The organism is Phyllobacterium sp. RCAM01083, assembly GCF_055685835.1.
Genome location: NZ_JBVFZN010000004.1, coordinates 183,103 through 194,263 on the forward strand (window position 1 = coordinate 183,103; position 11,161 = coordinate 194,263).

General features: G+C 58.2%; 10 protein-coding genes. 6 read left to right on the forward strand and 4 right to left on the reverse strand.

What is annotated here, in order from left to right; genetic code table 11:
• Positions 1-31 precede the first annotated feature (31 nt).
• The gene (locus ACZ25R_RS04970) at positions 32-931 is read left to right on the forward strand and encodes an NAD(P)/FAD-dependent oxidoreductase (RefSeq protein ID WP_472460257.1); all 900 of its coding nucleotides are present in this window, start codon (positions 32-34) and stop codon (positions 929-931) included.
• A 106-nt stretch (positions 932-1,037) separates the two neighbouring features.
• A complete protein-coding gene (locus tag ACZ25R_RS04975) occupies positions 1,038-1,241 on the forward strand; it encodes a hypothetical protein (RefSeq protein WP_472460258.1) in 204 nt (67 codons plus the stop codon).
• 44 nt (positions 1,242-1,285) lie between these two features.
• Here the strand turns inward: ACZ25R_RS04975 and ACZ25R_RS04980 are convergent, their stop codons facing one another.
• Positions 1,286-2,485, reverse strand: a complete 1,200-nt coding sequence (locus ACZ25R_RS04980) for a cytochrome-c peroxidase (RefSeq protein ID WP_472460259.1) — start codon at positions 2,483-2,485, stop codon at positions 1,286-1,288.
• Between the two features lie 226 nt (positions 2,486-2,711).
• Between ACZ25R_RS04980 and ACZ25R_RS04985 the strand changes: the two genes are divergently transcribed.
• The gene (locus ACZ25R_RS04985; RefSeq protein WP_472460519.1) at positions 2,712-4,223 is read left to right on the forward strand and encodes an acid phosphatase; all 1,512 of its coding nucleotides are present in this window, start codon (positions 2,712-2,714) and stop codon (positions 4,221-4,223) included.
• Positions 4,224-4,239: 16 nt separating this feature from the next.
• Here the strand turns inward: ACZ25R_RS04985 and ACZ25R_RS04990 are convergent, their stop codons facing one another.
• The 3 genes from ACZ25R_RS04990 to mtnK are packed head-to-tail and all read right to left on the reverse strand — an operon-like array spanning position 4,240 to position 7,306.
• A complete protein-coding gene (locus ACZ25R_RS04990) occupies positions 4,240-4,902 on the reverse strand; it encodes a class II aldolase/adducin family protein (protein ID WP_472460260.1) in 663 nt (220 codons plus the stop codon).
• A 41-nt stretch (positions 4,903-4,943) separates the two neighbouring features.
• A complete protein-coding gene (gene mtnA, locus ACZ25R_RS04995) occupies positions 4,944-6,041 on the reverse strand; it encodes an S-methyl-5-thioribose-1-phosphate isomerase (RefSeq protein ID WP_464663854.1) in 1,098 nt (365 codons plus the stop codon).
• The gene (gene mtnK / locus ACZ25R_RS05000) at positions 6,038-7,306 is read right to left on the reverse strand and encodes an S-methyl-5-thioribose kinase (protein ID WP_472460520.1); all 1,269 of its coding nucleotides are present in this window, start codon (positions 7,304-7,306) and stop codon (positions 6,038-6,040) included. The genes mtnA and mtnK overlap by 4 nt, the downstream gene beginning before the upstream one ends.
• 140 nt (positions 7,307-7,446) lie before the next feature.
• On the opposite strand from mtnK, the gene ACZ25R_RS05005 reads away from it, so the two are divergent.
• The 3 genes from ACZ25R_RS05005 (at position 7,447) to ACZ25R_RS05015 (ending at position 11,134) form a co-directional block, all read left to right on the forward strand.
• A complete protein-coding gene (locus ACZ25R_RS05005; protein WP_472460261.1) occupies positions 7,447-8,955 on the forward strand; it encodes a sugar ABC transporter ATP-binding protein in 1,509 nt (502 codons plus the stop codon).
• A gap of 69 nt (positions 8,956-9,024) precedes the next feature.
• Positions 9,025-10,020 carry an ABC transporter permease gene (locus ACZ25R_RS05010; RefSeq protein ID WP_165401922.1) on the forward strand — a complete coding sequence of 332 codons (996 nt, stop codon included), beginning with the start codon at positions 9,025-9,027 and terminating at the stop codon, positions 10,018-10,020.
• A 61-nt stretch (positions 10,021-10,081) separates the two neighbouring features.
• A complete protein-coding gene (locus tag ACZ25R_RS05015) occupies positions 10,082-11,134 on the forward strand; it encodes a substrate-binding domain-containing protein (RefSeq protein WP_472460262.1) in 1,053 nt (350 codons plus the stop codon).
• Positions 11,135-11,161 lie beyond the last annotated feature (27 nt).

An 11,161-nucleotide genomic window follows, 5' to 3' on the forward strand; every position in this document is an offset into this window, starting at 1 on the left:
ATATCGTGCCTCCCGCAATGAAGGAGCTTCCATGACCTATGATGCCATTGTTATCGGCGGCAGTTTTGCCGGTCTTTCCGCCGCCATCCAGATTGCCCGTGCTCGCCGGCGCGTGCTTCTGATTGACGCTGGCATGCCCCGCAACCGCTTCGCCGACGCATCCCATGGTTTTCTGGGTCAGGACGGCAGGCGGCCCCGCGATATCATTGGCGATGCACGGCGGCAGCTTTCCCTCTACCCGACAGTGGAGTTTATCGATAGCGTGGCTGTATCGGCCGGCAAAGCCGACGACCATTTTGCCGTCGCGTTGGCCGACGGCACCGAAAAACGGGCCATGCGTCTCATTCTGGCTACCGGCGTGAAAGATGATCTGCCTGCAATCCCTGGCCTACCTGAGCGATGGGGCGTGTCGGTTCTTCACTGCCCCTATTGCCACGGCTATGAAGTTGGCGGCCAAGCACTGGGCGTTTTGGCCAATACACCCCTGTCGGCACATCAGGCACTGCTGATATCGGATTGGGGACCGGCCACATACTTCACTCAAAATACGTTTGAGCCGGATGCGGAGCACCTATCCGATCTGGCGGCGAGGAATGTACCGATCGAACGGACACCGGTTGTCGAGCTACTGGGCAATGCACCCCGGCTTGAAGCGGTCAGACTCAGTGATGGCAGGGTTGTACCTGTCGATGCTATTTTCACCGCGCCGAAAACCAACATGGCCAGCCCGCTGGCGGAACAACTTGGCTGTGCTTTCGACGATGGTCCGCTTGGGGCATTCATTCGTGTGGACGACTGGATGCAGACAACGGTCAAGGGCGTTTATGCGGCCGGCGATGCCGCCAGTCCCATGGCCAATGCAACGATGGCCGCAGCGGCTGGTGTCAAAGCCGGGGTTGGCGCGCATCAGTCGCTCGTCTTCGCAAGATAGAGCAGGCGCCCCTGTCGCACCTTATTATGGCGACGGTTTCCGCTTGACTCAGCTGCGCGTGAAGACTCAACTATGACGAGGAAACCGCTAAGATGGAGCGACGATCATGGATGCCGATGAAGCCATTGCACTGATCTCCGCGTCTGGCATCGAACTCACCGACCGCCGCCGAAATGCCAGCAATGACGGCTGGTCTTTGAGCTTTGCCAACGGGTCCGTTGTCGATGTGAAAGACAGCGGTGCGCTGTCCGCATCCGGCAACGGAGTTGCAGAGGTGGCAAGGCTGCTTGACCTGCCCGGACAAGCCTAGAGCTTTGCTGTTTGAACAAAGAAGTCTCTGACGGCTCGGCAGCGCTATTGTTCGGGCGGGGTATAACCATCGGTCAGCGTATTGAGAAAACTGATGACGTCCTGGATCTCGTCCGGCGTGAGCGCCGGCGCTTCTCCGGCATGCCGGTCGAAGGGCGGATCCATGTTCACATTGGCTTTGGCGTCCACTGGCAGATCGTCATATTTGTCAACGCTGCCATCAGACTTGCGTGGATACCAACGCTCTGGCCTGGTTTCGCGCTCGACATAGAATTCAACGGCTTGCTGCAGAGAGTGAAACACGCCGTTGTGAAAGAACGTCTTGCGAAGCGCCACATTGCGCAGTGTGGGCGTGCGGAAAAGACCGCAATAGTCCATGCGGTTCAAGAAATCCGTCCGGAGCGGGCCACAAAGGCCCAGATCAAAATAATGGAGGTCCCTGTTTGCGGGAATCCCGGGATTGCGCGGCGCACCCAAGGCAATCAAACCGTAATCGGTAAATTGCGGCGGCGTCCCGTCATTGCCGCGCTGACTCACATGGCATGACGCGCAATTGCCTTTCGCGGGCGCATTGAACAGATCCAAGCCTCGGGCTTCCTGCGGGTTCAGCACGGCTTTTCCGGCGAGCACCGCATCGTACTTGCTCGTGTAGGGGTAAAAGGTACGGTAGTCCTGTTCGAACACCTCCAGTGCCTTGAGGGCGGTATTGACCAGAACAGATGTGTCCGGCGTGCTTGGCAGACCGGCGATTGCTGCAATCCTGGCGCCGTAATCTGCCGCGATCAGCCGCCGGGCAATGTCCTCATCGTTCTTGTTGCCCATTTCGAAATCGGAAAGCAGCGGGATCCTCGCCTGTTGCTGGCCGCGATCAACCCGGCCATCCCAAGTCAGCCCGCCGGTCGGGCCATTGTCGATGCTCTCGTCCGCATCATCTTCCGATTCAAAAAAATGTTCGGTGAACGGCGGCACAGCTTGCAAATATTTGAGCGATGGCACCGCCCTCACCCCAGGCTGCCGCAGATCGCCGCCGCCCAGCTGAACCGCAAGGCCATTGGCGGCGGCAAAGCCATGGGCCGGATCATGGCAGGACGCACAGGAGAGCTTGCCGGAGCCTGACAAGGCAGGATCGAAAAACAAGGCCTGACCGAGCGCGCCAAGTGCTTTCACCTGCTCGCGCACCTGCGCGCGCGACGGTCCCGGCGCGGCTCTGTCTGAACTTTCCGTGACCGCGCTGTGCGCTGCCACCGCAGCGCTGATCGTCGCGACGATGCAAAGGATCACCGCCCGGTGCTTTGTGCTTGTGTATCCAAGAGGCTTTATGATTAGCTTCCTCCGTCAGATCCCCGGGCACGTTTGGACGGCTTGTGGATATGGTGGAGTAAACTTGAAAAGTTATCAACATATAGCCGACAAGGAGACTGCCAGCATGCGGATAAATATGATTGCGACCGCTTCGGTGATCAGTGCCGCCATGGGTGGGCTCTCTCCCGCATCGGCGGCCGGATACAATGACGGTCATTCCAACTCTCTGAACCTGATCGACACCGTGGTGGTGATCTACGCAGAAAACCGCAGCTTTGATAATCTTTATGGCAGTTTCCCCGGAGCAGACGGCCTGCAGGGGGTTTCGGACGCAGCGCTCACCCAGCTTGACCGCGACAACACTCCGCTACGCGAATTACCGCCTGTTTGGGGCGGATTGACCGCTAAAGGCGTTACCCCACCGGTCACGCAGGCGGAGACCGAGCACCTTGCCAATCACCCCTATCGGGTCGACGATCCCCAGGGGTTCAATCTCCCCCTCGGCACAATCACCCACGATTTGTGGCACCGGTTCTATCAAAACCAGATGCAGATCAATGGCGGCAAGAACGATAAGTTCGTCGCCTATGCCGATTCCGGCGCAATGGTCATGGGGCTTTGGGACGGCTCGAAGACGGCGATGTGGAAGGTTGCGCAAAAATACACGCTTGCCGATGAATTTTTCATGGGCGGCTTTGGCGGCTCGTTCTTCAATCACCAATGGCTGATATGCGCTTGCGCGCCCCAATACGCCCATGCCGACACCAGCCCGGCCAAGCCTTCTGTCGCCGTGGTGGAACCGGATGGCGTCTCGTTGACGCTCGCTGCCAATTCACCCAAATCGGCAATCGATGGCATCCCAAAATTTGCCGGCGATGGCAATCTCACCCCGGACTTTTACGCCGTCAACACCATGCAGCCGCCCTATCAGCCGAGCGGCAACACGCCCGCAAAGAACGCCGACGCGGCGACCGCGGACCCTGCAAACCCTACAACCCTCCCGCCGCAGACCGAACCGACGATCGGCGATATGCTCAGCCTGAAGCATATCAGTTGGGCTTGGTACGGCGGTGCGTGGCAGGATGTGCTGGACCACGGCAACAAAACGCCGGTTCCCAATTTTCAGTACCATCATCAGCCGTTCAACTATTATGCGAATTTTGCGCCGGGAACAGCGGCACGCACCGAGCATCTGCTCGATGGCGGCTTGGCCGGATCGCAATTCATCAAGGCAATCGATACTGGCACACTGCCGCAAGTTGCCTTCTACAAACCGCAGGGTGATCTGAACGAGCATTCCGGCTATGCGGATATCGAGGCGGGCGATGCGCATATTGCCGACCTTATCGGGCATCTGGAAAAAAGCCCGCAATGGCCGCATATGCTGGTCGTTGTCACCTACGATGAAAATGGCGGTATATGGGACCACGCCGCACCGCCGAAAGGCGATCGTTGGGGACCTGGCAGCCGTATCCCGGCCATCATTGTCTCGCCGTTCGCCCGCCGCGGTTTCGTTGATCACACGCCGATGGACACAACCTCGATTCTACGCTTCCTGACCAAGCGTTTCGAATTGCCGACATTGCATGGGATCACGGTCCGTGACGATGCGGTTGCCTCCCACAATCAGCCGCCATTGGGCGACCTGACCAGTGCTCTCGACATGACAAACAGCCAGTAAGCGCCTGGAAAGAGGCTCAGCCCTGCTGGCTCATGCTGTATTTTATCTGGCGCATCTGGGTGATGACACGCTCCATTTCCTCGTCTGACAGGATCGGCGGTTCGCCCAAAGTGAGTGCCTGGACATAGATGCGCGATAAGGTTTCGACTTCGATTGCAAGCCAAAGGGCGGATTCAAGCGTCACCCCCAGGGATATCTGACCGTGCTGGCTGAGCAGGCATGCCAGCCTGTTCTCCAGTGCGACAATTGCATTGTCGGACAGTGCCTGCGTTCCAAAGGTGGCATAGGGCGCGCAACGGATCGTCGTTCCTCCGGCAATCCCGGTCATGTAGTGGAAACTCGGGATTGTCTTGTTGTGGCACGCAAGCGTTGTCGCATAGACCGAGTGGCAATGCAGAACCACATTGATATCGGAACGCTTCTGCAGGATATCGCGGTGAAAGCGCCATTCGGACGATGGCGGCCGCCCCACATAACTGCCATCGAAGTGCATCTCGACGAGATCGTGCGGCTGCATGGTCTCATAAGGCAGGGACGACGGTGTCACAAGAAATCCGCGATCCGTGCGCACGGAGAGATTTCCCGACGTTCCCTGGTTGACGCCGCTTGAGTTCATCAACCGGCACGTCGTCACCATTTCCCGGCGAAGATCGATGGAATCTTGTATTGATGTGGTCATTCAGGCATCTTCCCGCTGCTCGTGGCATCTCGACGGATTTATCACCGCTTACTTTGCGGAAACAAGGCGCTTAAACCTTCCGCCGAGGCTTGGGCAACGCCACGTTCGGTAATCAGCCCGGTTATGAGACGCGCGGGGGTCACATCGAAAGCCGGATTGGCAGTGGGGCTGCCCGTCGGAGAAATCTGCACGGAGGCGATTTTACCGTCGGCTGCCAGTCCCTGCACATGAGACACTTCCGCACCGGCGCGTTCTTCAATCGGAATCTCGCTGATCCCGTCATGGACGGTCCAATCGATTGTCGGGGAAGGCAAGGCCACATAGAAGGGAACGTTGTTGTCCTTGGCCGCCAGGGCTTTCAGATAGGTGCCGATCTTGTTGCACACATCGCCGTTGGCCGTCGTCCGGTCGGTGCCGACAATAACCATGTCCACCTGACCATGCTGCATCAAATGTCCGCCTGCATTGTCGACGATCAGCGTATGCGGCACACCGTGTCCGTTCAACTCCCATGCCGTCAGTTGCGCGCCTTGGTTGCGCGGACGTGTCTCATCAACATAGACATGAACGTTGATCCCCTCCTCCGCCGCAACGTAGATAGGAGCGGTTGCTGTGCCGTAATCCACGGTTGCGAGCCAGCCTGCATTGCAATGGGTGAGAATATTGACCGGCTCGCCCGGCTTTTTCCTTGCGGCAATATCGCGAATGATTTCGAGGCCGTGCAGCCCGATCTGACGATTGAGCTGTACGTCTTCCTCGGCAATGTCAGCCGCCCGGCGATAGGCGGCCGCCATGCGGTCCTTTTCCGGTAGCGGCAGCAGATATTGGCGCATCGTATCGAGCGCCCAGCGGAGATTGATTGCCGTTGGCCGGGTTTCATGCAGCTTGTCCCACACATCGTGCAGTGCGGCATCGGAGGGATCATCCGCCATGGCGATCGCAACGCCATAGGCCGCCGTCACCCCGATCAACGGTGCGCCGCGCACCCACATATCGCGGATGGCAATGGCGACATCATCGACCGTTTTCAGTGTCACCACCTTGAATTCGTGGGGTAGCCAGCGCTGATCGATAATATCGACGGAGCGACCATCATTGTTGAGCCAGATGGTGTGATAGTGACGGTCTGCGACTTTCACAGGGTAATCTCCTTTTCAAGCCGCTCAACCAAACCGTTGATTTCAGCCAAACTATGGATATGGCGCCGGTTGCAGGCCAGATGACGGCCGAACTTAAGCGCCTTGGATTCGCATCGCGCTCTCAGGTCCGGATCCTCGATCAGTTCAAAATCGGCGTTGTGAGCAAGGCCGAGAATGCGCCGGTGCATTTCAATTCCGGCGAACCCCAGCATGTCCTGCCAGATGTCATGCAGCACTTCGTTGAGCGCCTGTTCGGCGCCGAGGCTGTCATCCTGATCCTCGAACAAGGCGCGTTGATACAAGATGCCGTTGCGTTCGGTACGCCAGAGATGAGAAAACTCGGAACGGAACGTTTCCCAAATCGTCTCAATGGCTTCAAGCAGGGAACGGCGCATGTCGCGACGGTTGTCATCCTGCTCGTAACCGCGCTGCGCCAGATAATTCATCCAGAAATTGGCGAGCAGCATGCCGACATCAAAGGCGATGGGCCCGTAGAACGCAAATTCCGGATCGATGACCCGCGTCTCGCCGGATGTGACCATCACCGACCCGGTGTGCAGATCACCGTGCAGCAGGGTCTCGGCCTTTGTGGCGAACAGATGCTTGAGCCGCTGCGCTTCCACCTTGAGGTCACGGTCGGCACGCAATGCCGCGACAAGCCCGTCCAGCTGCGGCGCGGTATGCCTGTTCAGCGGGGCGTTGAAATAGGGATCCGAAAAAACCAGGCTCTCGGTGATGTCGCAAAGTTCCACGTTGTCGGCAAAGAGTGCGACATCAGCCTTGCGCGTCGCCGCTTTCATGGAAAAATCTGAGCCACGGAACAGGGTACGGGCGAGAAACAGGCCGAGATCACGGCCCGCATCGGGATACTGATTACCTTCAATCAGCCCTCGCCGCAAAATGATATGGGGTGACAGGAATTCCATAACGATGATGGCCTGCTCACCGTCGAAATGGAAAACTTCAGGCACCCTGCCCGGATCCCGGGCCGCCTGTCGTGTCAATGCATGGTACTCGAAGAATGAACGTTTCAACGGCAATGGCCAGCTCTCGCCGACCAGCCGCACATAGGGCAGTGCCTGTTTGACAATTGCACTGCCCGCGCTGCCTTCGACAATGAAGACCAGGTTTAAATTGCCGTCGCCGACTTCGCGGACCTTCCAACTCCTCCAGTCTTCACCGAGCCGTTGCAGCAGCATGGTATTTTGACCGAGACGAAGCGGCAGCGTTTCCACATTCAGGGCCTCAAACACAGGCATTTCGATATTCCTCCCTGCAGACAAGAACCGTTTCTCAGCTTTTTGTGCCCTTGCCCTCCATTTGTTAAGGCAGCAAACTGGCAAATGTCAATGGCCTTGACATTTGATGATCCGGCGTCCTAGCATGTTCGCAAGGGGAGGAGCAGATGGTCGAGGAAACCGTCTTCCGTATTGAAAAATTACGCAAATCATTTGGTTCAATCCAGGTACTGGATGGGATCGATCTGGAATTGCGTGCGGGAACTGTCACAATTCTGATGGGTGCCAACGGCGCTGGAAAATCCACGCTTGTCCGGATTATCAGCGGCGTATATGCGCGAACGTCGGGAGCAATCAGCCTCGATGGCCGGGAGTTTTCGCCGGCCTCGCCCGCGGAAGCTATTCGTGCAGGCGTTGTAACGGTTCACCAGAATATCAATGATGGCGTCGTAGCCGATCTGGACGTTGCAACGAACCTGACACTGGATCGATTGAACGGGCGTGGGGCGCGGGCAATTTTCAACCCGCGTCGCGTACGGCGGGAGGCTGCTGTCGTCGCCGAGCGCATGGGGCTGCATATCGATCTAGGTGCGATTGTTGCCGATCTGCCGCTGGCGGAGCGGCAGATGGTCGCCATTGCCCGGGCCATGGCGCATGAGCCGAAGGTGCTCATTCTCGATGAGCCGACATCGTCCCTGTCGAGCGTGGAAGCAGAACGGCTGTTTCAGGTGATCGACCGTTTGCGCGCCCGCGGTGTGGCGATCCTGTACATATCCCACCGCATGTCCGATATACGCCGGCTGGCAGACATTATTGTGACGTTGCGCGACGGCCGGATCAGCGGTGTTTTTGATGGCCCCGAGCTGGACTACGGCGGCGCAGTCAACGCCATGCTCGGTCAAAAGATCAGCCTCGGCAACGTCGTCACCAGAGATGCCAGCGCACCGGTTCTGCAGATCGAAAATCTGTGCATCGCTCCAGGAAGCCGGCCATTCTCGCTCACGCTGGGCGACGGCGAGATCGTGGCCGTCACCGGCCTCGTCGGCGTCGGCAAAACGGCCCTTGCCGAGACGCTTTTCGGCGTCCGAAGGCCGATATCGGGCAGCATGCGTCTGGACGGCCGGCCCTATGAGCCCCGCACAACCAGACAAGCCATCAATCAGGGTGTTTTCCTTGTCGCCAAGGACCGCGCAGACAGCGGTATCGTGCCGGATTTCAACATATACGAGAATATCAGCTTGCCGTTTCTTAAACGCAGCAGCTTCTTTTCGGTTTCCAACCGGCGGCGGGAAAGGAACAGGGCGCGCGCGCAGATCGCATCGCTCAGCGTCGTCTGCCGTACCGAGCGGGACGAAATGGACACCTTGTCCGGTGGCAACCAGCAGAAAGTCATGGTTGCCCGCTGGTTGAGCGAGGCATCACGCATGCTCATTCTCGATGAACCGTTTCAGGGCGTCGATATCGCCGCAAGACGGGATATCGGCTCGAAACTTCGCGCCTCCGCCGATGGGCGTGCGACCCTGGTCTTCCTGACCGAGATCGACGAAGCCTTCGAAATTGCGGACCGGATTGTCGTCATGTCGGAACACACACTCGTCGGCGAGCATCGCAACGCCGATGTCAACATCGATAAGCTGCTGGCTGAAATCGCCGGCCAGCACAGAATGGTCATTTGAATGAATACCGATACACCATCGACCTCCGCTGTTGCCCCCGCTTCAAAGCACGGGACGAAAAGCAGCGCCCTGCCTGTCCGCGATCTGGCAATCAAATACGGCTTTCTGTCTCTGCTTGCCGGTCTGATCATCTATTTCTGTATCGTGACCAACGGGTTTGCCTCGCCGCAAAGCGCGGTGTTCATTCTCCAGTCCGTCTCTATCACCGGCATATTGGCACTTGGCGTTACGGCAACGCTGGTCGTTGGCGGTTTCGACCTTTCAATCGGATCCGTGGCGACCACCGCCATGATGGCATCGTCCTACGTCATGGTGGTGATGGGCGGAGACGCCCTGACCGCGACGCTCGTCTGTCTTGCCATCGGCATCATCGTCGGGCTCATCAATGGAATATTGATTGTCTATATGCGCGTCCCCGATCTCCTCGCGACCCTGGGCATGATGTTCCTGCTGGTGGGGCTTCAGCGCATTCCGACCGAAGGACGCTCGATCGCCACGGGAATGACGTTGCCGGACGGCAGCGTCGCCAACGGTACGTTCAGCCCGGTTTTCCTTGCCCTGGGTCGTCACCGCTTCGACTTCATCCTGCCAAACCTCCTGCCGGTATCGGTCGTCGTGTTGATCGTCCTGGCCGTGCTGATCTGGTTTTTCCTCGAATACACCCGCTTCGGACGCATGATGTATGCCGTTGGCTCGAATGAGCGCGCGGCCGAACTCGCCGGCGCTCCGGTCAAAGCATACAAGATCAGCGCCTATATCATATCGGGCGTTTTTGCTTCCGTTGGCGGCATATTGCTCGCTGCGCGTCTTGGCCGCGGCGACATCGCATCGGGCAATAATCTGCTGCTCGATTCCGTCGCTGCGGCATTGATCGGCTTTGCCGTGCTGGGCGCGGCAAAACCCAATGCTTTCGGCACCGGTATCGGTGCGCTGTTTGTCGGTGTGCTGCTGCAGGGGCTGACCATGATGAACGCCCCCTACTACACGCAGGATTTCGTCAAGGGCGCGGTGCTGGTGGTCGCACTCGTGTTTACATTTGCACTCTCCAAAAGAGGCAAACGCTGAGCGGGCGGATGCCCCGAGGCAATTGGGACAAGTATAAAAAATCAAAAATGGAGGAAATGAAATGAAGGTGACGCGGAGAATTTTTGCCAAGCTCGGGTTCGGCTTGCTTGGTGCGACCATGTTGGGCGGCGCTGCATTTGCCGATGGCATGCCCGCTCCGTTTGATAATCCCGGCAAGGTCAAGATTGCCCTGGTGCGATACCTTTCGACGGGTGACTTCTTCCAGTCCTATCTTTCCGGCGTCGAGGCGCAGGCAAAGGCGCTTGGCGTTGATCTTCGCGTGCTGGACAGCCGGCAGGATGCTGCCTTGCAGTCTGACATGGTCGATCAGGCGATTGCCCTCGGTGTCAATGGGATCATCATCCAGCACGGCTTGACGGAGTCCATGAAGGATGCCGCGCAACGCGCCGTGGACGCCGGGATCAAGGTCGTTGCGTTCGACGTGAATGTCGGCAACGACAAGATACCGCAAATCGAACAGTCCGATCGCGACCTTGCCCGGCTGGCCCTGGAGCAGGCCGTCAAGGACGATGGCGACAGCTGGAAAGCCGGCTATGTCTATGTCGCAGGGATCGCGCCTCTCGACCGTCGCGACGAGACCTGGAAGGAATTCAAGAAGAAATATTCCGGCATTCATGAAGCCGCCATGTTCGGAACGATGGACAATCCGATCGCCAATTCGGTAGCCAATCAGGCGCGGTCGGTCATCTCTGCCAATCCGGACATTACCGTGATGTTTGCGCCCTATGACGAGTTCGCCAAGGGCGTAAAAATTGCCGTTGACGAGGCCGGACTTTCCTCCAGTATCAAAATCTACTCGGCGGATATTTCGACATCAGACATCGCGGCAATGCGTGAACCGGCCAGTGCCTGGACAGCGACCGCTGCGACCAATCCGGCCGTTGTCGGCCAGGTTTCGGTGCGCGCGCTGGCCATGCTGCTTGCCGGTCAGGATCCCGGTCACAACGTCATTGTGCCCCCGACACTGATCACACAAAGCCAGCTCAACAGCGCCGATATCAAGAACATGGAAGAACTGGCGGCCAAACTGCCGCAATTCGCCCATGCTGATGTCGCGGTGCCCGCATGGATGCCGCTTCCCAAGGGAAAATAACAAACGAAAAAGGCGGCCCGAAAGGCC

Bases quoted from the DNA above. Each gene is read 5' to 3' on its own strand.
- ACZ25R_RS04970 (WP_472460257.1), top strand. From the start codon at position 32: ATGACCTATGATGCCATTGTTATCGGCGGCAGTTTTGCCGGTCTTTCC.
- ACZ25R_RS04975 (WP_472460258.1), top strand. From the start codon at position 1,038: ATGGATGCCGATGAAGCCATTGCACTGATCTCCGCGTCTGGCATCGAA.
- ACZ25R_RS04985 (WP_472460519.1), top strand. From the start codon at position 2,712: ATGGGTGGGCTCTCTCCCGCATCGGCGGCCGGATACAATGACGGTCAT.
- ACZ25R_RS04990 (WP_472460260.1), bottom strand. From the start codon at position 4,902: ATGACCACATCAATACAAGATTCCATCGATCTTCGCCGGGAAATGGTG.
- ACZ25R_RS05005 (WP_472460261.1), top strand. From the start codon at position 7,447: ATGGTCGAGGAAACCGTCTTCCGTATTGAAAAATTACGCAAATCATTT.
- ACZ25R_RS05015 (WP_472460262.1), top strand. From the start codon at position 10,082: ATGAAGGTGACGCGGAGAATTTTTGCCAAGCTCGGGTTCGGCTTGCTT.